This window comes from Enterococcus sp. LJL99 (assembly GCF_054871725.1).
Map to the genome: position 1 here is coordinate 79,944 of NZ_JBTXLT010000012.1, position 21,982 is coordinate 101,925.

16 protein-coding genes are annotated in these 21,982 nt (G+C 34.8%); 13 read left to right on the forward strand and 3 right to left on the reverse strand.

Annotation, left to right across the window (positions count from 1 at the left end; translation table 11 throughout):
- Positions 1-24 precede the first annotated feature (24 nt).
- Positions 25-1,149, forward strand: a complete 1,125-nt coding sequence (gene mnmA, locus ACYSNW_RS15360) for a tRNA 2-thiouridine(34) synthase MnmA (protein WP_461745965.1) — start codon at positions 25-27, stop codon at positions 1,147-1,149.
- Between the two features lie 60 nt (positions 1,150-1,209).
- Here the strand turns inward: mnmA and ACYSNW_RS15365 are convergent, their stop codons facing one another.
- Positions 1,210-1,587 (reverse strand): hypothetical protein, encoded by a 378-nt coding sequence (locus tag ACYSNW_RS15365; RefSeq protein WP_461745967.1) that lies wholly within the window; start codon positions 1,585-1,587, stop codon positions 1,210-1,212.
- Positions 1,588-1,808: 221 nt separating this feature from the next.
- Here ACYSNW_RS15365 and ACYSNW_RS15370 point away from each other — a divergent pair, with 221 nt between their 5' ends.
- From ACYSNW_RS15370 to cydC, 6 genes are all read left to right on the forward strand, one after another.
- Positions 1,809-2,174, forward strand: coding sequence for a DUF1033 family protein (locus tag ACYSNW_RS15370; protein WP_461745969.1), 366 nt, complete (start codon positions 1,809-1,811; stop codon positions 2,172-2,174).
- Positions 2,175-2,443: 269 nt separating this feature from the next.
- Positions 2,444-4,522, forward strand: coding sequence for a DNA topoisomerase III (locus ACYSNW_RS15375; protein WP_461745971.1), 2,079 nt, complete (start codon positions 2,444-2,446; stop codon positions 4,520-4,522).
- Between the two features lie 436 nt (positions 4,523-4,958).
- Positions 4,959-6,374 (forward strand): cytochrome ubiquinol oxidase subunit I, encoded by a 1,416-nt coding sequence (locus tag ACYSNW_RS15380; protein WP_461745973.1) that lies wholly within the window; start codon positions 4,959-4,961, stop codon positions 6,372-6,374.
- On the forward strand, positions 6,371-7,384 hold the full coding sequence (gene cydB / locus ACYSNW_RS15385) for a cytochrome d ubiquinol oxidase subunit II (RefSeq protein ID WP_461745974.1): 1,014 nt from the start codon (positions 6,371-6,373) through the stop codon (positions 7,382-7,384). The genes ACYSNW_RS15380 and cydB overlap by 4 nt, the downstream gene beginning before the upstream one ends.
- A 4-nt stretch (positions 7,385-7,388) precedes the next feature.
- Positions 7,389-9,119: a thiol reductant ABC exporter subunit CydD gene (gene cydD, locus ACYSNW_RS15390; RefSeq protein WP_461745976.1), complete on the forward strand. Its 1,731-nt coding sequence runs from the start codon at positions 7,389-7,391 to the stop codon at positions 9,117-9,119.
- Positions 9,119-10,879, forward strand: a complete 1,761-nt coding sequence (cydC, locus tag ACYSNW_RS15395; RefSeq protein ID WP_461745978.1) for a thiol reductant ABC exporter subunit CydC — start codon at positions 9,119-9,121, stop codon at positions 10,877-10,879. Before cydD ends, cydC begins: the two co-directional genes overlap by 1 nt.
- Positions 10,880-10,956: 77 nt before the next feature.
- Here the strand turns inward: cydC and ACYSNW_RS15400 are convergent, their stop codons facing one another.
- Positions 10,957-11,937: a polyprenyl synthetase family protein gene (locus ACYSNW_RS15400; protein ID WP_461745980.1), complete on the reverse strand. Its 981-nt coding sequence runs from the start codon at positions 11,935-11,937 to the stop codon at positions 10,957-10,959.
- Positions 11,938-12,056: 119 nt separating this feature from the next.
- Between ACYSNW_RS15400 and ACYSNW_RS15405 the strand changes: the two genes are divergently transcribed.
- The 6 genes from ACYSNW_RS15405 to rlmN all read left to right on the forward strand — a co-directional run bounded on the left by ACYSNW_RS15405 (position 12,057) and on the right by rlmN (position 20,770).
- A complete protein-coding gene (locus tag ACYSNW_RS15405; RefSeq protein WP_461745982.1) occupies positions 12,057-12,962 on the forward strand; it encodes a 1,4-dihydroxy-2-naphthoate polyprenyltransferase in 906 nt (301 codons plus the stop codon).
- Positions 12,963-12,984: 22 nt separating this feature from the next.
- Positions 12,985-14,196: an NAD(P)/FAD-dependent oxidoreductase gene (locus tag ACYSNW_RS15410; protein ID WP_461745984.1), complete on the forward strand. Its 1,212-nt coding sequence runs from the start codon at positions 12,985-12,987 to the stop codon at positions 14,194-14,196.
- 265 nt (positions 14,197-14,461) lie between these two features.
- Positions 14,462-16,840 (forward strand): DNA translocase FtsK, encoded by a 2,379-nt coding sequence (locus ACYSNW_RS15415; protein ID WP_461745985.1) that lies wholly within the window; start codon positions 14,462-14,464, stop codon positions 16,838-16,840.
- Between the two features lie 119 nt (positions 16,841-16,959).
- Entirely contained in the window at positions 16,960-17,709 is a 750-nt protein-coding gene (locus ACYSNW_RS15420) for an ABC transporter ATP-binding protein (RefSeq protein ID WP_461745987.1), read from the forward strand.
- Positions 17,699-19,528, forward strand: a complete 1,830-nt coding sequence (locus ACYSNW_RS15425) for an ABC transporter permease (protein ID WP_461745989.1) — start codon at positions 17,699-17,701, stop codon at positions 19,526-19,528. The genes ACYSNW_RS15420 and ACYSNW_RS15425 overlap by 11 nt, the downstream gene beginning before the upstream one ends.
- A gap of 162 nt (positions 19,529-19,690) precedes the next feature.
- Entirely contained in the window at positions 19,691-20,770 is a 1,080-nt protein-coding gene (gene rlmN, locus ACYSNW_RS15430; protein WP_461745991.1) for a dual-specificity RNA methyltransferase RlmN, read from the forward strand.
- 252 nt (positions 20,771-21,022) lie between these two features.
- Here the strand turns inward: rlmN and ACYSNW_RS15435 are convergent, their stop codons facing one another.
- Positions 21,023-21,454: a universal stress protein gene (locus tag ACYSNW_RS15435; RefSeq protein ID WP_461745993.1), complete on the reverse strand. Its 432-nt coding sequence runs from the start codon at positions 21,452-21,454 to the stop codon at positions 21,023-21,025.
- Between the last annotated feature and the right edge of the window lie 528 nt (positions 21,455-21,982).

Genomic DNA, 21,982 nt, shown 5'->3' on the forward strand with positions numbered 1-21,982 from the left:
CTAAATTGAAATGATGGTGATCAAATGACAGATAACAGCAAAACGCGTGTCGTTGTCGGCATGAGCGGTGGCGTTGATTCTTCTGTTACAGCATTGCTTTTAAAAGAGCAAGGCTACGATGTAGTTGGTATCTTTATGAAAAATTGGGATGATACCGATGAAAATGGTGTGTGTACAGCAACCGAGGATTATAAGGATGTGGCAAAAGTTGCCGATCAAATCGGAATTCCCTATTATTCTGTAAATTTTGAAAAAGAGTATTGGGATCGTGTCTTTGAATATTTTCTTGAAGAATACCGTACGGGTAGAACCCCAAATCCTGACGTTATGTGTAATAAAGAAATTAAATTTAAAGCTTTCTTGGATTATGCGATGCAATTAGGTGCCGATTATGTTGCGACAGGACATTATGCGCAAGTTGAACGCCAAGCAAATGGTGAAGTCAAAATGTTGCGCGGTGTGGATAATAATAAAGATCAAACGTATTTTTTAAGTCAACTATCACAAGAACAATTAGCGAAAACAATGTTTCCTTTAGGTGGGATGGAAAAATCAGAAGTTCGTGCTATTGCTGAACGAGCAAATCTAGCGACCGCGAAGAAAAAAGATTCCACTGGTATTTGTTTTATTGGCGAAAAGAATTTCAAACAATTTTTAAGTAACTATTTGCCTGCTCAAAAAGGGAATATGGTTACTGAAGATGGCGAAATCAAAGGGCAACATGATGGGTTGATGTACTATACAATCGGGCAACGTCAAGGACTAGGGATTGGTGGTAGTAAAGGATCTCAAGAACCTTGGTTTGTAATTGGCAAAGATTTAGCGTCGAATACTTTATATGTGGGGCAAGGATTCCATCATGAAAAATTATATGCAACACACTTAGATGCCAGTCAAATCCATTTTACAGTTGATAAAGAAATGCCACGGGAATTTACTTGTACCGCTAAATTCCGTTATCGTCAACAAGATGTTCCGGTTAAGGTATTTTTGAATGAAGATCAAACAAAAGCAAAGGTCATTTTTTCAGAACCTGTTCGTGCGATTACACCAGGACAAGCGGTTGTTTTCTACGATGGAATGGAATGCTTAGGTGGCGGCTTGATTGATTTCGCGTATCAAGATGAAAAGACGTTACAATATATTTAAACTAAAAAAGTGGTCTGGACAGTTTTTCTTTGTGTCCAACCACTTTTTCAATTAAAGGCATTAACAATTTTTTAAATACTCTCTAGATTTTGGTGAAAGCACTAGATAAATAAAAGCCACTAACTCAACCAAACGAAACGGCTGCATGATGATTTTTGGAAACATGCTGACCATTAATGGTGGGTAAAAATAAAGAAAAACGATAAAAGGAATAAATAAAACGGCTAGGACATATCCAATCTTACCGCCCATAAATAAACCAGCAACTACGAGTAAATAAATAATGAAAACAAGAATCTGGTACCAAACTGCAGATGAAAAAGTTGCTGTTCCTTCGATTAAAGCTTTCATAGACAAAATCAGTGAAATGATCAATAAAATATTATTATATAATAGAAGATAAATTCCGATAGAATTCCAAAAAACTGGTTTATTCATATGTAAAAAAAATCCTTTCCTTGTTTTAGTTAGTGTAGCAAAAGCGGGCGATTTTCGCAATCACAGTGTTGCTTAGGAAAGTCGATTTTTATGTCATAAAAATGATAGAGAATAAAAAACAGCCTTTTTTTATTAAATGAGCTTTTCACAAGCGCGTGAGTTGCATAAAAAGACAGCACTGCTTAAAATAGTGAGTGTAATCAAGAATTGGAGGAGAAACTATGTATCAAGTTATTATCATGTATGGTGATAACGAGCCATGGTGGTTTTTTGAAGAATGGCAAGAAGATATTGTTGAAGAAGAAGAATTTGATTCTTTAGCTCAAGCAGAATGCTATTATGTAAAAAAATGGCAAGAGTTATCCTCATCATATACATATATAAATACCAAAGCAAATTACTTAGCGGCCTTTTGGAATGAAGGGGATGAACGTTGGTGTGATGAATGTGATGAAGATTTACAGCAATATAAAGGATTGGCCTTACTAAAAGACTATCAGGCAGTAACTTTTGAAAGTGGCAATGATTTTACGAAAAGAACAAATGATTGCTGTAAACCCAAAAGTTGTCAACGAGTAAACAACTAACTGGAAAAGCAAAGGTGCGCAGAATCAAAATAAAAAAGCAACGGACAGGGAAATATTCATTTTGGTAAGAGAACCAAAGTGAAATAAATTGCTGAAACGATTGCTTTTTTTGTGCATAAAGTAGTTTTTAATTCAAAATAAAGGTTTAGTTAGAAGATTTAAATTTAAAGGCAGGAATGATATACTAAATAAATCAAAAGAAATGAGGCAAAGTTTGAAACCGATAAAAATTCGAATGTTCAGATTAACCGTAAACAAGGAGTCTAAAGATGGTAAAACAATTAATCATTGCTGAAAAACCAAGCGTAGCAAAAGATTTGAGTAAGGTTTTAGGAGCAAATAAAAAAAATAAAAACTACTATGAAGGATCCAATGTAATTGTAACTTGGGCGCTAGGTCATTTATTAGGACTGAAAATGCCTGAGGATATTAATAAAGAATGGCAATCCTGGCAAATGGAAACTTTGCCAATGATTCCGAAAAATCTTGGAATCAAACCTTTACCAAAAACAGGGCATCAATTAAAAGCCATTAAACAATTGGCCAATCGTAAAGATGTCAGCGAAGCAGTAATTGCGACTGATGCAGGTCGTGAAGGGGAACTGGTTGCTCGCTGGATTTTGGAATACGTTCATTTTTCTAAACCAGTGAAACGTCTTTGGATTTCATCACAAACAGATCGAGCAATCAAAGATGGATTTAAAAAATTGCGACCAGCAAAAGAGTACGATAATTTGTACTATTCTGCAATTGCCAGAGCTAAAGCAGACTGGTTAGTTGGCTTAAATGTGACCCGTGCTTTAACGGTTAAATATCAAGATAGTTTATCAGCAGGACGTGTTCAAACGCCAACGTTAGCATTAGTTCGCCAACAAGAGAAAAAGATCGAAGTCTTTCGTCCACAAACTTATTTTTCTGTAGAATTACAAGTTGAAAAAGAAACAGGAAAATTGGTGCAAAAAAATCCTTATGCTTTTAAAGAGCGCAATCAAGTCGAAGCTTTTGTTAAAAAATTAAGCCAAACCAAAGGAAAAGTTACGGCAATTGATGAAAAAACAAAGACAGAGCAAGCGCCATTACCCTATGATTTAACTGAAATTCAGCGTGAAGCAAACCAACGATATCAATTTTCAGCAAAGAAAACTTTGTCATTGGTTCAAAGTTTGTACGAATTTCATAAAATCGTGACCTATCCAAGAACGGATAGTAAATATTTAACCACCGATATGCGAGTAACAATGAAAGAACGTCTGCAAGCCATTAGTGATTTTGCTCCAGAAGTGAAAAACTATTTAAAAAATGGTGCCCAAGTCAAATTAACTAAGGTTTTTCAAAATGACAAAGTGACAGATCACCATGCGCTGATCCCGACTGAACAAAAACCACGTTATGAAAAATTAAGTAATGATGAGCAAAAAATATATTCAATGATTGTTACTCGTTTTTTGGGTTTATTTGCAGAACCTCATAAAACGAAACAAACAAAAGTAACAGTTGAATTTGACCAAGAAAAATTTACATTCCAGCAGAGCAAAGTGGAACAAATTGGTTGGAAAACAGAAAAAGAAGCGGTACTTTCTTCGGTGGATTGGGTTAAAGGGAAAATAATCCCACCTAATTTTACGATTAAGAAAGAATTGACTTCACCACCAAAACCTTTAACAGAAGGAACTTTGCTTGGTTTGATGGAAAAACATAGTTTGGGAACTCCAGCTACGCGAGCAGAAATCATTGAAAAACTGATTAAATCAGAGTTAATGGAGCGTTCGCCGAAAGGTTTGCTCGTATCACCAAAAGGAAAACAATTATTAGAATTGGTTAATCCATCTTTAGTAACGCCAGAATTGACTGAAAAATGGGAAAAAACCTTAGAAGCCATTGCTAAAGGGCAAAAGAATAGCCAACAATTTCTAAAAGAAATTGAACAAGACACGAAAAAATTGGTCAGTGAAATCAAGCAAAGCGAAAGTAAGTACCAAGACTTTTCATTAACACAAAAGAAATGCCCAGAATGTGGTGCCAATTTACGTGAAAAAAATACGAAAGACGGTAAAATCTATGTTTGTTCGAGCCAAGAGTGTAGTTATCGTCGTAGAAAAGACCCTAAACTTTCTAATCACCGCTGTCCTCAATGCCACAAAAAAATGGAAATCATTGAAGGGAAAAATGGCGCATATTTCAAATGTAAGTTCTGTTCGATTACAGAAAAAATGCACGATAAAAAAGAACGTAGCAAAAAATTATCGAAGCATGAAGAACGCAAGCTTATGAAGAAATACGCACAAAAAGAAGAACCCGCAGAAAGTGCTTTAGCACAAGCTTTAAAAGCAGCAATGGAAAAAGATTGATGAATTACTGAGAGAGAAGTAAGAAAACCACTAAAAATCATTTCTTAGATCCTATATTCTAAGCGATGATTTTAGTGGTTTTTAAAATTTATCAATCGTAATTTTATCAGTTCGATTTATGAATGTTAAGAATAAATATTTTTTGTTAGCTCTTGTTTTAACAAAATTCTATCTTCCAGACCTAATTTCACTTGTTATTTATCAAAACTTACACTTATTAAAAAAAAATACGAATAAATGATTGGAAATTTGTCAATAAAGGAGTATACTCTAATTTGTAATTATTCTAATATTAATAGAAAGTTTTCACAAGCTCTAGTTGGAAAAGTTGATTTGATTTTTGACCTGGTTTTCATCATTTGATGAACTTAAGAGGATTGAAAGTCAAATAGGCTTCTTTCTTTATGTGAAAACAAAAAAGGGAGGATTTATTTTTATGTTAGATATTGTTTCATTAGCAAGATTCCAATTTGCAATGACAACTGTCTTTCACTTTTTCTTTGTTCCGTTTTCGATTGGACTAGCGTTAGTCGTAGCGATTATGGAAACCATGTATGTGGTAAAAAAAGATGAGCGTTATCGTAAAATGGCAAAATTCTGGGGGAATATCTTTTTATTAAGTTTTGCTGTGGGAGTTGTGACAGGAATCATTCAAGAATTTCAATTTGGGATGAATTGGTCAGATTATTCGCGTTTTGTTGGTGATATTTTTGGAGCACCATTAGCCGTTGAAGCATTACTTGCATTCTTTTTAGAATCAACATTCTTAGGCTTATGGATTTTTACTTGGACAAAAGTAAAACCAAAAGTACATGTTACATTTATGTGGTTAGTGGTTTTTGGTTCTTTGATGTCAGCATTATGGATTATCATTGCCAATAGTTTTATGCAACATCCTTCAGGCTATGTGATCAATAATGGGCGTGCTGAAATGGTTGATTTCGCAGCCTTGATTAAAAATCCTCAAGTTTGGTATGAGTTCTCTCATGTTATTGCAGGCGCAGTGACAATGGGTGGAATGATTGTAGCAGGTCTGGCTGCATTCCAAATTTTGAAAAAACGTGATGTTTCATTTCATAAAGTTTCAATGCGTGTTGGATTATGGGTGGCACTAGTTGGTTCTTTAAGTGTTCTTTTCGCGGGAGACCTTCAAATGAAAGCATTGATTGAAGATCAACCAATGAAATTTGCGGCAATGGAAGGTGCTTACGAAGATTCAGGCGATCCAGCTGCATGGACCTTGATTGCTTGGGCGAATGAAAAAGAGCATAAGCAAGTCTTTGGGATTCAAATTCCATATGTATTAAGTATTTTATCTTACGGTAAACCATCTGGCGCTGTTGCTGGAATGGATTCAATCAATAAAGAATTAGTAGAAAAATATGGAGATAAGAACTATTACCCACCAGTTAATACACTATTTTGGAGTTTTAGAGTGATGGCTGGTTTCGGAGTATTAATGTTCTTAGTCTCACTATTCGGTTTAATCTTTACACGAAAGAAAAAAGCTTCTTTATTCGAAAAACGATGGATGCTTTGGATTATGGCGTTATGTACGTTTGTTCCATTTATCGCGAATACAACAGGCTGGTTGATTACTGAATTAGGTCGTTATCCATGGACTGTTTACGGATTATTCACAATCGAAGAAAGTGTTTCACCAAATGTTTCAGTGAATTCTTTATTATTCTCTAATATCGTTTACTTCTTATTATTTGCTGGATTAGGAGCTGTCATGGTTTACTTAATCACTGTTGAATTGAAAAAAGGGCCTGATTACGAAGAAAAACAGTTAGCCAAAAATCAATCAGCAAATACAGATCCATTTGATAAGGAGGTCTTTGAAAAATGAGTTCATTACAATTATTATGGTTTGTTTTGATCGGTGTGTTGTTCTCAGGTTTCTTCTTTTTAGAAGGATTTGACTTTGGCGTTGGAATGTCTGTTGAGACATTAGCTCATAACGAAAAAGAAAAAGATCAAATCGTTGAAACAATTGGACCTGTTTGGGATGGCAATGAAGTTTGGTTATTAACAGCTGGGGGCGCAATGTTTGCTTCTTTTCCTTATTGGTATGCGTCTTTATTTAGTGGCTATTACTTGATTTTATTTATTATCTTAGTTGGTTTAATCATCCGTGGCGTATCGTTTGAATTCCGTCATCGGATGCCTGCTGGTAAAAAGCAACGCTTTTGGAACTGGACCTTAGCGATTGGTAGTTTTATTGTACCGTTTTTCTTTGGTATTTTATTTATCAGCTTGGTTCAAGGAATGCCATTAGATGCAAAAGGAAATATGGTTGCAACGTTTACTGACTATATTAATCCATTCTCTGTAGTTGGTGGAGTGGCATTGACATTATTATGTTATTTACATGGATTAAATTACATTGCATTAAAAACAGATGGTCCAATCAGAGCTCGAGCTAAAAATTATGCAAAATTATTGTACTGGGTTCTTTATGTCGGTTTAGTTGTTTTTGCACTGTTAATGTATTTCGATACAGATTTCTTTGAAAAGAACTTTTTAGTTACATTATTGCTAGTTGTCGCAATCGTTATTTTAACGGTTATCGCAAATGTGAGTGTCTTCAAAGGCAAAGAAATGGCTGCTTTTATTGCAAGTGGTTTAACAATGGTTGTTTTAGTGGCGCTATTATTTAGCGGGCTATTCCCACGTGTTATGATTGGAACAGAAGGATTTGATATCTTGATTAAAGATGCATCAAGTACACCTTATACGTTGAAAATCATGTCATGGGTATCGTTAACGATCTTACCATTTGTTTTAGGTTATACTGCTTGGTCTTACTATATCTTTAGAAAACGAATTACTACAGAAACCGTATCAGAGGGGTATTAAACAAATGATGGATAAGGCGATTTTCAAAATGCCTAAAATCAAAAAAATTCTTGTCTTGCTTGCAGGTTGTTCTTTCCTGCAAGCAGTCTTTATAATTGGGCAAGCAATTTATCTTTCTAAAGCAATTACTGGCTTATGGAATGGTGGGCATTTTACACAACAATGGGGCAATGTATTGTCTTTTTTTATTTTTTTTACAGCGCGCCATTTAATTACTTATTTGCGTGAAAAAATGGTTGATCGCTTTAGTTATGATTCTGCTAAAGAACTTCGAGAAGAATTATTGCAAAAGATTTTCCGTTTAGGTCCGACTGTTGTTCAGAAAAAGGGAACAGGGAATATGGTCACAATGGCATTGGAAGGAATCCAACAAACGGAAACCTATTTAAACTTGATTTTAGTGAAAATGATGAACATGATGATCATTCCTTGGTTGATTTTGATTGTTGTCTTCTTTCTAGATATTCGTTCTGGAATTATTTTGTTAGTCGTTTTTCCCGTGATTATTCTTTTTATGATTGTCTTAGGCTATGCGGCTCAGAGCAAGGCGGATAAGCAATACAAAGCGTTTCAAGTGTTGTCTAATCATTTTATTGATTCATTACGTGGATTGGATACCTTAAAATTGTTTGGTTTAAGTAAAAAATATGCACGCAGTATTTATGCTACTAGTGAGCGCTTTAGAGAAGCGACAATGAGTACGTTGAAAATCGCGATTTTATCCACCTTTGCGTTAGATTTTTTTACCACTTTATCTGTTGCCGTGGTAGCAGTATTTTTAGGGTTAAGTTTATTGAATGGGAACATGCTATTATTTCCAGCGTTAGCGACGTTGATTTTAGCACCAGAATTCTTTTTACCAATTCGTGATTTTGCCGGCGACTATCATGCAACTTTAGATGGTAAAAATGCCTTTCAAGCGATTCAAGCCGTTCTAACTATTCCTGAAATGACGAATACAGACGCTTTAACTTTAAATGAGTGGACGGAGGAAGACACATTATCTGTTAATCATTTATCTATTCAATATGAGGAAGCAACACAGTTGGCATTAAAAGAGGTTGCCTTTTTAGCTAAAGGGTATCAAAAGATAGGAATTATTGGTGCAAGTGGTTCAGGGAAATCGACATTGATTAATGTATTGAGTGGTTTTTTAGAACCGATACAAGAACCAATCGATATCCAAATAGAGCAACAAAAAATCCCTCATTTTCTACAAAAGGATTGGCAAAAGCAAATTATATATATTCCTCAATCACCGTATATTTTTCAAGAAACCTTGGCAAATAATATTCGTTTTTATACACCTCAAGCAACAGATGAGCAAATTATTGAAGCGATTCAGTTAGTTGGTTTAGAGCCGTTACTGCATGAATTAGAAGATGGAATCGAAACCGTCATTGGAGAAAGTGGCCGAATGCTTAGTGGTGGACAGGCGCAAAGAGTTGCTTTAGCACGAGCATTTGTGGATCAAGAACGACGCGTGTTGTTATTTGATGAGCCAACTGCACATTTAGATATTGAAACAGAAGTTGAAATTAAGGCAAGAATGTTACCATTGATGGATAATCACCTCGTTTTCTTTGCTACACATCGTCTACATTGGATGGCAGAAATGGATTTTATTTTGGTGATGGATAAAGGACAAGTGGTTGAAATGGGTACGCTAGAAGAATTACTTGCCAAAGATGGCTATTACGTAAATCTAATGAATAAAATGAGGGGGACGAATTAATGGAAAAAGCCCCAATTAATAGAAAAATGCTTAAAAACGATCAATGGGTTAAACCTTTTTTGAAGAGATATCGAGGGATGCTTTATCTTGCTCTTTTCCTAGGTTTCTTAACTTTTTTTAGTGCAGGAGCCTTGATGTTCAACTCAGGTTATTTGATCAGTCGCGCAGCTTCTATGCCAGAAAATATTCTACTTATCTATATCCCAATTGTTTTGACACGAGCATTCGGGATCAGTCGACCAGTCTTTCGTTATGTGGAGCGATTAGTCAGTCACAATTGGGTATTGAAAATGACTTCAGAATTACGGCTGAAACTTTATTTAGTGTTAGAAAAAGATGCTATTTTTTTAAAATCAAAATACCAAACTGGTGACATTTTAGGTCTTCTATCAGAAGATATCAATCATATCCAAAACTTATACTTACGTACGATTTTTCCAACAGTGATTGCATGGATTCTTTACGTGTTTATTGTAATCGGACTAGGTTTCTTCTCTTGGTGGTTTGCCTTATGCATGTTATTGATGCTCGGCATCGTGATTTTCTTATTACCGTTGATTTCAGTTTTAGTCAATGGCGCACGCCAAGAAAAACAAAAAGTTTCAAAAAATGATTTATATAAAGTACTGACCGATAATATTTTAGGTGTTTCAGATTGGGTATTTAGTCAAAGAGGAACTGAATTTGTTCATTCTTATGAAGCGAAAGAGGCGAAGGTACGAGAAATTGATGATAAAATCAAGCGCTTTGATCGTTTTCGTGATTTAGTCTTACAAATTTTATTTGGCGTGATTACTGTTGCAATTTTGGCTTGGACAAGTGTCAGATTTCAAGGAAATCATGGAGGAGCAGCCAATTGGATTGCCGCTTTCACCTTAACTGTTTTTCCATTGATTGATGCCTTTGCTCCATTACCTGCAGCAGCGCAAGAAACAACGATTTATAATGATTCTATCAAACGTTTAAATGCTTTGCCTGATGAACAGCAGGTAGAAAATGAAAAAAATGTTCAAACAATCTCTAATTTTGATTTGAAGATTGAAAATGTTTCATTTACTTATCAAGGATCTAGCAAGAAAGTACTAGATCAATTGAATTTAACTATTGCTCCGAAAGAAAAATTAGCTATTTTAGGTCGTAGTGGTTCTGGAAAAAGTACACTAGCAACACTGATTCGCGGTGATTTAAAACCAACAAGTGGTATGATTCAATTGGATCATACATTAACGTCTGATCTTGGTGATAAAATCAGTGAGTATATTGGTGTGATTCATCAATCGCCTTACTTATTCCATACAACAATCCTAAATAATGTTCGTTTGGGAAAAGAATCAGCGACAGAGGAAGAAGTTTGGGCTGTGTTGGAGAGTGTTGGACTGAAAGAAATGGTGATGGCCTTGCCAGACACGATTTATACCATGGTGGATGAGGCTGGTTTACGGTTTTCAGGAGGCGAACGTCATCGCTTATCCTTAGCACGAATTTTACTGCAAGACACACCAATCGTTTTATTAGATGAACCAACAACAGGTTTAGACCCAATTACAGAGCAACGATTACTAGAGACGTTCTTTAATACGTTGCAAGATAAAACAATTATTTGGATTACCCATCATCTACAAGGCGTGCAAATGATGGATCGCGTGATTTTTATTGAAGATGGTAAATTGGAAATGAGTGGTTCACCAGAACAGCTATTAAAGGAAAATAGCCATTACCAAGAACTTTATGCAATCGATCGTGGGACCAATTCGATTTAGGATGTTAAAAGGGACTGAATAAAAAACAGCAAAGCATGTTTTTTCCCAGTCCTTTTTTATTTTTGATAGCTAATGAATTAGAAGGTACGCAGTAATAATAGCTCTGTCAATTGTGTTAGCTGTTCTTTTGCAAGACAATCTGGTAACTTATTAATATCGGTTAGTGCTTTTTGAGTGACTCTAGTAGCAAATTTTTTCGCTTCTTCAACACCATCTAAACGATGGACAAGTGAGGCTACTGCTCGAGCTTCATCTGATGTAATTTGAGCTTTTTTATCTAGATACAGTGAAAAAAGATCAGGTGCTTTTTCAATCGCAAACAATAGAGGTAAGGTGTAAACGCCTTGAGATAAATCTTCTAATACTGGTTTTTTTAAGGTATCCACTGTCGCAGAATAATCTAAAATATCATCATAAATTTGAAAAGCGATTCCTATATGACGCCCGATTCGTTTAGCTAAGCGTTGCGTTTCTTTTGAGGAATGACCAAAATGGGCTCCCTCTAAGCAACTTAGCGAAAAGAGTTCAGCAGTTTTTCCAACGACACTTCTTAAATAATCAGAGAGTCTCATTTTTTGATTATAGCGAGTGTGCATTTGATCCAATTCGCCTAGTAATAAACGTTTCATTGCTTTAGCATTGATTTGCAAAAAGCTTGAACCATTCATTGCCTCAGCTAGTAATTCAAAAAATTCAGTAAATAGTAGATCACCAGTATAGACAGCAATATCTTTTCCATACTGTGACTGTACCGTAATCGTGCCACGGCGCAAAGGTGAGTCGTCAATGATATCATCATGAATCAAGGTAGCCATATGCAAAATTTCTAGTGAGGCAGCAATTTTGATTAGCTGTTCTTTATCTTGTTTCGCTTCGTTTCCTAATTGTGAAAATAAAAAGAAGAAGGCGGGACGAAGTAATTTTCCACCAGAATATGTAAGTTTAATCAGCGCACCTTCGATTTCTTTATTTCTAACTTTCATTTTCTTTTCAATTAATAAACAGGTTTCAGTCAGCGGCTGCTGAATATTTGGAAAGTCATTCCAGTAGTCATTCATAAAACATTTGTCCTTTCGATTCGTCAATACTATATGATTGTATACGAAGTTCCGCTAGAAATACAGTAAATCATTCTGAAAGCATAAAATGACCTAAAAAAAGCAAGGAGGAGTATAATTTGAATAGAGAAATATTTTTTGAATTAGTAGAGTTAAAAGCGAAAACGGCCAGCGTATTTCCCTTTCTTTTAGGGATTTGTTATAGCTGGTATAATTACCACTCGCTGAATATCCTTTACGTATTCATTTATTTTGTTGCGATGTTTATCTTTAATATGGCAGTTGATATTTTAGATAACTATAACGACTACCACCATGCCAAAGAAGGACATGATTATAAGGAAAAAACCAATATTATTGGACGGGAGAATCTATCCTTAAAAATGATTCGAAAAATGATTTTTTGGATGGTCTTGCTTTCTGCTTTAATTGGGATTGGCCTTTCCTTTGTTGTCGGGTGGCCATTATTGTGGATGGGTTTGTATTGTTATTTGATCGGTATTTTTTATTCTTCAGGACCTAAGCCATTATCTAGCTTACCATTGGGGGAGTTTTTTTCAGGCTTTACAATGGGATTTATGATCACATTAATTTGTGTTTACATCAATACTTTCCAAACGTTTGAATGGACACCTATTGCTATTCTACAAGTATTTATCATTTCACTACCGAATACTTGTTTGATTGCTAATTTAATGTTAGCGAATAATATTTGTGATTTAGAGGAAGATGAAATGAATCATCGATATACACTCGTTCATTATCTTAAAAAGCCAGCAGCGATGGTTTTATATGTTGCGTTAATCATCATTGCTTTTTTGGCAATTGCTTTAAGTGTATTACTGAAATTAGCGCCGATTACGTTATTAGGTACTTTTTTAATCCTTCCGTTTGTCTGGAAACAGACAAAGCTATTTTTTAAAGAGCAAATCAAAACGAAAACGTTTATTTGTTCGGTTAAAACATTGGCGGTCGCAGCCATCGCACAAGTAATATTTTTCGCTATTGGTTTATGGATAAAATAAGAGTATAGAGGAGAAGTGTAAAATGAGTAAACATGTTGTTATTTTAGGTGCAGGCTATGCAGGTTTGAGAACGTTACATGAATTGCAAAAAGGAAATCATGAACTAAAGATCACCTTAATCGATCAGAACGATTATCATTTTGAAGCAACTGATATTCATGAAGTTGCGGCAGGGATTCAAACATCAGAAAGAATTACCTATCCTATCGAGGATGTTGTAAAAGACTCATGTACGACATTCTTACAAACGACAGTTGAAAAAATCGATAAAGGAAACCAACAGGTTCATTTAAAAGACCAAGAGCCTATTTCCTATGATTATTTAGTTGTTGCGCTAGGTTATGAATCTGAATCATTTGGGATTCCAGGAGTTGAAGAATTTTCATTAAAAATGGTTGATATTCCAACTTCAGAAAAAGTTTACCAACACCTTACCGAACAAATGAACGTTTATCGGGAAACAAAAGACGAAACAGCTTTAAAAATCGTGGTTTGTGGTGCTGGTTTTACTGGAATCGAATTATTAGGTTCGTTAGTAGAAGGAAAGAAAAAATTAGCTGAAATCGCTGGTGTTGATCCAGAAAAAATTCAAATCTATTGTGTTGAAGCGGTGACTCGCTTACTACCAATGTTTAGTGAAAAATTAGGTGCTTACGGGATTGATCATTTGAAAAAATGGGGCGTACAATTTTTAGTTGGTAAACCAATCAAAGAAATCAAAGAAAATACAGTTGTCTATTTAGATGATCAAGAAACGAATCAATTAACCGAATTAGAGGCGAAAACAATTATTTGGACAACGGGTGTCAGCGGTAGCCATGTCGTTGGCGATTCAGGTTTTGCTGCTAAACGTGGTCGTGTCATGGTTCGTCCCGATTTAACGGATACTGATAATGATAACGTACATATTATCGGTGATTGTTCAGCTGTGATGGATCAAGAAACCAACCGTCCATATCCAACAACAGCGCAAATTGCGTTAAAAATGGGTGAACATACAGGAAAAAATATCAAGGCCCAAATCAAAGGCGAGCCAACTAAAGAATTTACGTTCAAATCCCTTGGTTCCGTTGCGTCGATAGGTAATAGCCATGCGTTCGGTGAAGTTGGTAAAGTCGAAGTTAAAGGCTACCCAGCTTCATTTATCAAAAAAGCGATCATGGACCGTTCGTTGTTAGAAACAGGCGGTATTAAGGAAATGATGGCTAAAGGTCGCTTTGATTTTTACCGTTAAATAAAGTTTTGCCAAAAGTAGTTGCACCATTATTATTGAGAAATACAAATTTCGAAAGTTACTTTTTTCCATTTTTAGTTTATAAATAGAATTTTGGACAACGTTTTTAATTTATTTTTATTTGTCTTCTTTGTGTGTCATTTATCAAGAGCCAAATACTATAGTATCTCTACACTTTCTAAAAATTTAAATAGAAAGTATAGGGGTACTTTTGTTCGTCTCTACTTTTATGTATAATAGAGAATGATAGAGAGAGGGATGTTTAATGGCACAAAAAAGAAAAACTGCGAAAAAAAAGAAAACAAAAAAACAGCAACAACAACAAGAGCATCTTAATTTCATTATAATCGGCCTCTTTTTTGTTTTTTTTGGCTTATTTGGACTTTTAAAATTAGGTTTTTTAGGCACCTTGATTGCCAATAGTTTACGAATGGTCGTTGGAAATACCTATTCGTTTGCAGCGATTTTATTAATGATTTATGGGTTCTTAATTATCATTTATGGAAAAAACTTCCCAATAAAGAAAAAAAGACCAATTATCGGTGGCTTTATTTTTTATTTAGGTGTTTTACTATTTCTGCAAGCACAAATGTTTCGCAATCTTGTCGGTCAAGCACCTGATATTATTGGGATGACTTGGGATTTATTGTTTGTTGATTTAAAAGGAAATATGGTTTCTCAAAATGTTGGTGGGGGAATGATTGGTGCAGTTTTATACCGTGGCACGTACTTTTTAATTTCTCAATTGGGTAGCTATATGGTGGCTGTGATTTTAATGTTGCTAGGCGTTTATTTAATCAGTATGCTTGATTTCCAACAAGTAACCAATGGTTTGCAGCAAGTGCGCGAAAAGCTTAACAGTCTTTTAGCTCAAAGCGAAGAAAAGCAGGCACAAAAAGAAGCGAAAAAAGCACAGAAAAAAGCTGAAAAGCAAGCGAAGATTGAAAAGCAAGCACAAGAAAAAATGAAAAATGATGTACGTGAATTGACACCAGGAGAAAAATTAGCACAAGAACAAAAAGAGCTTGTTCCACAATCCGAAGCTGATGAGCCTGAACAACTTACGTTAGTACCAATCGACACGTTTCAACAGCAACCAACTGAAACAGTTAAAACAAAAAGTGAACCTCAGTTGGCACCAGAAGTTGAAGAAAGTGGCGAGCTTGATTTTGAAATTTCAGCTGAGGCAGAAGATCGTGATTATCAATTGCCACCATCTACACTATTGGATTCGATCCCATCTGCCGATCAAAGCGGAGAATATAAAAAAATTGAACAAAATATTGGCGTATTAGAGCAAACCTTCCAAAGTTTTGGTGTCGATGCGAAAGTCGTTAAAGCTAGTTTAGGACCTGCTGTCACTAAGTTTGAAATTCAACCTGCTGTCGGTGTAAAAGTTAGTAAAGTAGTTAGTTTAACTGATGATATTGCGCTAGCTTTAGCCGCAAAAGATGTTCGGATGGAAGCACCGATTCCAGGAAAATCATTGATTGGGATTGAAGTACCAAATACGTCGGTGAGTACCGTATCGTTTCGAGATATTATTGAATCACAGCCAAGCCATCCAGATAAGTTGTTAGAAGTACCTTTAGGTCGTGATATTTCTGGAATGGTTCAATCAGCAGACTTGACTAAAATGCCGCATTTACTGATTGCAGGATCAACAGGTAGTGGGAAATCAGTCGCAATCAATGGCATCATCGCAAGTATCTTGATGCGTGCGAAGCCACACGAAGTAAAATTGATGATGATTGATCCAAAAATGGTTGAGCTGAATGTCTATAATGGTATTCCTCATCTTTTGACTCCTGTAGTGACTAATCCCAGAAAAGCGGCTCAAGCCTTGCAAAAAGTAGTGCAAGAAATGGAATTTCGTTATGAAAAATTTGCAGCGACAGGGGTTCGAAACATCACGGGTTATAATGAATTCATTACGCAAAGAAATTTGGAAATGGGTGAAAATCATCCCTCTTTACCGTTTATTGTGGTTATCGTTGACGAGTTGGCTGATTTGATGATGGTAGCTAGTAATGAAGTAGAAGATGCTATTATTCGTCTAGCTCAAATGGCTCGAGCAGCAGGAATTCATATGATTTTAGCAACCCAACGACCAAGTGTGGATGTTATCACAGGGATTATCAAAGCCAATGTACCTTCACGAATTGCCTTCGCCGTTTCTAGTGGAACGGATTCAAGAACGATTATCGATAGTAATGGCGCTGAAAAACTGTTAGGCCGTGGAGATATGCTCTTTTTACCAATGGGAGAAAATAAACCAATTCGGGTACAAGGGGCCTTTATCTCTGATCAAGAAGTAGAACGCATTGTTTCATTTGTTACAGATCAACAAGAAGCGGATTATCAAGAAAATATGATGCCAACGGAAGAAGTCGCTTCAGAAAGTGGCAATCAAGCTTCACAAGATGAACTCTATGAAGAAGCCAAAAACTTAGTAGTAGAAATGCAAACCGCTAGTATTTCGCTCTTACAACGTCGCTTTAGAATCGGCTATAATCGAGCAGCGAGATTAGTTGATGAGTTAGAAGAACACGGAGTGATTGGTCCTTCTGAAGGCAGTAAACCAAGAAAAGTATTTCTTGAGCCTGAACCAGAGGATTTGTTACCAAATGAACCTTTAGAATAACCCAACAGGTTGCTTACAATTTTGTAAGCAACCTGTTATTTTTTTCGATGGTAGATAGTTTTAAATTCATTTACACTATGAATGAGAAAAAAAAGCCAGTTAGAAAAGGGGAATAAAAAATGTTACAAGTAGAAAAATTAACCAAAACATACGGAACTGAAATTAAATATCAAGCCTTGAAAGGAATCAATTTAACTGTAGATGATAGTGAATTTATTGGAATTATGGGACCTTCAGGTAGTGGGAAAAGTACCTTTTTAAATTTATTAGCCACTATCGATCAACCAACCTCAGGTAAAATTTTATTGAATGGTAGTAATCCAAATGAATTAAACCAAGAAGAAATTGCTAAATTTAGAAGAAGAGAATTAGGCTTTGTTTTTCAAAGTTTTAATCTGATGCCTACGTTGACCGTTGAAGAAAATATTGTTTTGCCATTAACCTTAGATGGTGAAAAAATTTCAGTAATGGAAAAGAAATTACATGTTTTAGCAGAGCGCTTAGGTATTTCTGCATTATTGAAAAAAAGAACAGCGGAAATTTCTGGTGGACAAGCACAACGAGTAGCAGTAGCTAGAGCGATGATTCATCAACCAGAATTATTATTAGCTGATGAACCCACTGGAAATTTAGATACTAAATCATCCAAAGATGTGATGGAGTTATTACAACAATTAAATGAACAAGAAGCAGCAACGATTCTAATGGTGACTCATGATCCTTTAGCGGCAAGTTACTGTAAACGAATCGTATTTATCAAAGATGGTGAATTAGTAGACGAAATCCATCAATTAGGCGACCAAAAACGATTTTATGAAGAGATCATGGTGAAATTAGCTGAGATTGAGGGTGTAGATCATGAATTTTAATCAATTTGTTATTCGAAATACAATAAGAAATAAGCATTTATACATGGCCTATTTCTTAAGTACATTGTTTTCAGTGATGGTCTTTTTCACGTTTACCGTTTTTGCTTTTCATCCTGCTTTAGCAAGTGGTTTGAATGAGAATGCTCGCATTGGGATGCTGACAGCCGCCGTAATCATTTATGCGTTTGCCTTTTTCTTTGTTTTATATTCAATGGATGTCTTTATCCAATCCCGAAAAAAAGAATTTGGGACATTGATGATTCAAGGGATGAGTCCTAAACAATTGAAAAAAATGGTTTTTATAGAGAATTTGGTGATTGGTTTCTTTGCAACCATCATTGGAAGTATTGCAGGTATTTTATTTTCTCAAATCATTTTATGGTTGAGTAATCAATTAATCCATGTCAATTTTTCTTTTTATTTACCTGTTAAAGCATTTGGCGTGACGTTATTGTCTTTTGCAGTTTTATTTTTAGCGATTTCTTTTTTTATTCAATTAAAGTTACCGAAACTAAAATTACAAGAACTATTAAAAGCGGGTGATTTAGGTAAAGGAACCATTAAAAGCTCTAAAATCAAAACAGTTTTAGCGGTTGTTTTAATCGCTTTAGGTTATGCAATTGCTTTAGTAACTAAAGGAACAATGATTATTTTTGTAATGATTCCAGTCATTCTCCTTGTGGTAGTCGGAACGAGATTTTTATTCAATCAATTAAGTGTTTCAATTATTGAAGGTTTGAAGAAAAAGAAATCGATTTTTTGGAAAAAAACCAATATGGTGGTCTTCTCTGATTTAGCTTTTCGGATGAAAGATAATGCACGTTCATTTTTCTTAGTTTCAATTATTTCGACCGTTGCATTTGCCGCAATTGGGACATTGTATGGTTTTAATAATATGATTTTAGGATCAGTCAATGAAATTCCTTATGAATTTGAAGTTTCTGGTAAGACAGAGGATATTGCCAGTTCAGATCAGGAATTCAGCAAATATCTAGCAGATCATGATATTCAAGCGGAGAAAATTTCGATTTCATCATTTACGAATCCAACAGAAAATGTAACTTTCGTGAAGGCTTCAGAATATAATCAATTAGCAAAACTAATCAATCAAAAAGAACTTGATCCAACAAAATCGGCCATTCAAATTGAATCAGGTAATTCTTTTAACATGAATAATGAAAATAAATTAACCACCATAACGTTACCAAATCAATCAACGTTATCTGTTGAAGCTATTGAAAAAAGTACGGTTTTATCTGTCTATAACCCAACGGTTGTTGTTCCAGATGAAACAGACTTAAATGGACTCGATGTATCAACAACAACCGTTTGGCAACCCAAAGACGTTAGTTACGATCAATTGGTAGCAATCGGTAAATCACAAGAAAACAATCATTTATTGTGGGCTAAAACATATATGAAACAATCGATTACCGATAGTTTTGCCCCTATTCTTTTTGTGGGAATTTTCATCGGCATTGTCTTTTTCGTCTCTGCAGGAAGTTTCCTTTACTTCAGATTGTATAGTGATTTAGATGTGGATGTAGAAAAATTCAAAATGATTTATAAAATGGGCCTATCAAAACATGAACTTAAAAAAATGATTAATCAACAAGTAGGGATTCTATTCTTTACCCCAATCATTGTTTCTGTCATTCATGGAGCAGTGGCCTTAACCGCGATGTATCATATTTTCAATCAAGGAATGCAATTAGCCGGTTGGCAAGTTTTAGGGACCTTTATCTTGATTCAAGTTGTTTATTACTTGATTGCTCGAATTTTCTACTTCAAAAAAGTTTATCGTTTAGTTCAAGGATAAATCTAAAGCAAACAATTAAGAGGAAGCGCACAAAAATAGTTCCAAATTTTTGTGAAGCTTCTTCATTTTTTTTATGAGAAAATACTAGAGCTACTTGCATTCAAGTATAGAATAAGTTATAGTATGAAGCGAATCTTTTATCGTAAGAAATGAGGAGAAATAGTGGAAAAACAATCCATTTTTGGTTTAACGAAAGAACAACTTATTGAGTGGTTTATTGAGCATGGTGAACGTAAATTTAGAGCGACACAAGTTTGGGAATGGCTTTATATTAAACGTGTGACTGCTTTTTCTGAAATGACGAATATTTCTAATGAGTTGATTGAATTATTGGAAGAAAATTTTGTGATTAATCCTTTACGTCAAATAATTGTACAAGAAGCAAAAGATGGAACAGTCAAATATTTATTTGAACTACCAGATAAAAATATGATTGAAACGGTATTGATGCGTCAAGAATACGGGATGTCTGTTTGTGTAACGACTCAAGTAGGATGTAATATTGGCTGTACTTTTTGTGCCAGTGGCTTGCTGAAAAAACAACGAGATTTGACAGCGGGAGAAATCGTGGCTCAAATCATGGCCGTTCAACATTATTTCGATCAACGTAAACAAGAAGAACGTGTGAGTCACATCGTTGTAATGGGCATTGGGGAACCTTTTGATAACTATGAGAATTTATTGAACTTTTTATCGATTATCAATGATCAAAAAGGCTTAGCTATCGGGGCTCGTCATATTACTGTTTCAACTAGTGGTATAGTTCCTAAAATCAAAGACTTTTCTGAAAATGGCTTGCAAGTCAATTTGGCAATTTCTTTACATGCTTCAAATAATGAAGTTAGGACTTCAATTATGCGTATTAACCGTAGTTTCCCAATCGAAAAGTTGATGGAAGCAGTCGATGGTTATTTAGAAAAAACCAATCGACGCATTACGTTTGAATACATCATGCTAAAAGGAATCAATGACCGTCCAGAACACGCAAAAGAATTAGCTGATTTACTGCAAAACAAGAAAAAATTATCCTTTGTCAATTTAATTCCTTATAATCCGGTTAGTGAACATGATCAATATAGCCGTAGTGACAAAGAAGATGTATTGAAATTTTATGACATTTTGAAAAAGAATAAGATTAATTGCGTAATCAGAAAAGAATACGGGACAGACATTGATGCAGCGTGTGGTCAATTAAGAAGTAAGCAAATCAAAAAGACCGATAAAGCTCTTGCTGAAAAATGAGGTTGGGACAAAAGTGGTTAGCTCTGAGAAATAAGAAGGAATTTCCGAAAATTGCTCTTCAAATTTTTGGTAAATTTCGGCTTATTTCCGAAAGAGCTACTTTTGCACCACCGTTTGTTCGGTTTTAAAAGATAAAACAAAAGTGTTTTTTACTTTTGTCTCACCCACTTTCAAGATTATTTAATAGTAAAAGCAGCTCTGAAAAAGAGCTGCTTTTTTGTACTTATTTAATGAATTTACAAGTTACACACTTTACCTTGAAACTAAAACACTACAAGGAGCATTATTTACGACATAGCTAGCTACGGAGCCAATAGAAGTATTCATTAGAAAATGTTTACCATTAGCACCAATAACAATTAAATCAGCTGCAACTGCTTCAGGAATCGTCGTTGTTAAAAGATGTTTAGGACTACCGACTTCAACAACTGCTTTGATTGGTGTCGTTAGACCTAAATCTGCTGATCGTTCGATATACTCATCGATATGTTCATAAGCTAATTCTTTTTGAGAAGCAACCGTATCTTTAGGCATAGAAGAATGCAAATTATCAACGATTTCTGTTACGTGAAGAGTCGCATTTGATCTCTTAGCAATTTCAACCGCTTCTGTAAATGCAATGGAAGAACTATCTGAGCCATCTACTGCTACTAAAATATTTTTATACGTACCTTTTATTGCCATTATTTTTCCTCCTAGAAATCTTCTTAATAAAATAAATTGAGATAGTTGAGAAATCAGAAAAAAATTAATTGAGTTCATGACTATTCATATATCAATAATAGCTAACTATTTATTTTTCGTCAAAAATCTTAGAAGAAAATAGCAGTTAATTTCTTTAAAAAGCATGAATAATTAATAAAATGTTAATAAAAAAAAGTAGCTTTAGGAGATAATTCTAGTAAGTTATTCTTATTTTTGTGATTTATCGCTTATTTTATATTCACTTTATGATTTCTGTTCGATCAGGATTACTAGATCACTGTCAAATTTCATAATATAAGCTTACTAACTTAAGATAGAGATAACCCAATAGTAAACCAACATTTTTCAACGTTTTATCCCTTCTATAAAAAAGAGTAGGTTCATATCTATAAGCTCTTTTTAGTCATTAATCGGATTTGTAGGCTGGTTCATTCTCTCAGTTAATTGATAAAAATTGCTATTAGAGTTTGTAGTAGCTGCTATATCAAAAATATCTCAAATAAACTG

Coding starts and splice junctions, on each gene's coding strand:
- cydD (WP_461745976.1), top strand. CDS start 7,389: ATGATGGATAAGGCGATTTTCAAAATGCCTAAAATCAAAAAAATTCTT.
- ACYSNW_RS15410 (WP_461745984.1), top strand. CDS start 12,985: ATGAGTAAACATGTTGTTATTTTAGGTGCAGGCTATGCAGGTTTGAGA.
- ACYSNW_RS15375 (WP_461745971.1), top strand. CDS start 2,444: ATGGTAAAACAATTAATCATTGCTGAAAAACCAAGCGTAGCAAAAGAT.
- cydB (WP_461745974.1), top strand. CDS start 6,371: ATGAGTTCATTACAATTATTATGGTTTGTTTTGATCGGTGTGTTGTTC.
- ACYSNW_RS15415 (WP_461745985.1), top strand. CDS start 14,462: ATGGCACAAAAAAGAAAAACTGCGAAAAAAAAGAAAACAAAAAAACAG.
- ACYSNW_RS15370 (WP_461745969.1), top strand. CDS start 1,809: ATGTATCAAGTTATTATCATGTATGGTGATAACGAGCCATGGTGGTTT.
- ACYSNW_RS15400 (WP_461745980.1), bottom strand. CDS start 11,937: ATGAATGACTACTGGAATGACTTTCCAAATATTCAGCAGCCGCTGACT.
- mnmA (WP_461745965.1), top strand. CDS start 25: ATGACAGATAACAGCAAAACGCGTGTCGTTGTCGGCATGAGCGGTGGC.
- cydC (WP_461745978.1), top strand. CDS start 9,119: ATGGAAAAAGCCCCAATTAATAGAAAAATGCTTAAAAACGATCAATGG.
- ACYSNW_RS15420 (WP_461745987.1), top strand. CDS start 16,960: ATGTTACAAGTAGAAAAATTAACCAAAACATACGGAACTGAAATTAAA.
- ACYSNW_RS15380 (WP_461745973.1), top strand. CDS start 4,959: ATGTTAGATATTGTTTCATTAGCAAGATTCCAATTTGCAATGACAACT.
- ACYSNW_RS15425 (WP_461745989.1), top strand. CDS start 17,699: ATGAATTTTAATCAATTTGTTATTCGAAATACAATAAGAAATAAGCAT.
- ACYSNW_RS15435 (WP_461745993.1), bottom strand. CDS start 21,454: ATGGCAATAAAAGGTACGTATAAAAATATTTTAGTAGCAGTAGATGGC.
- ACYSNW_RS15365 (WP_461745967.1), bottom strand. CDS start 1,587: ATGAATAAACCAGTTTTTTGGAATTCTATCGGAATTTATCTTCTATTA.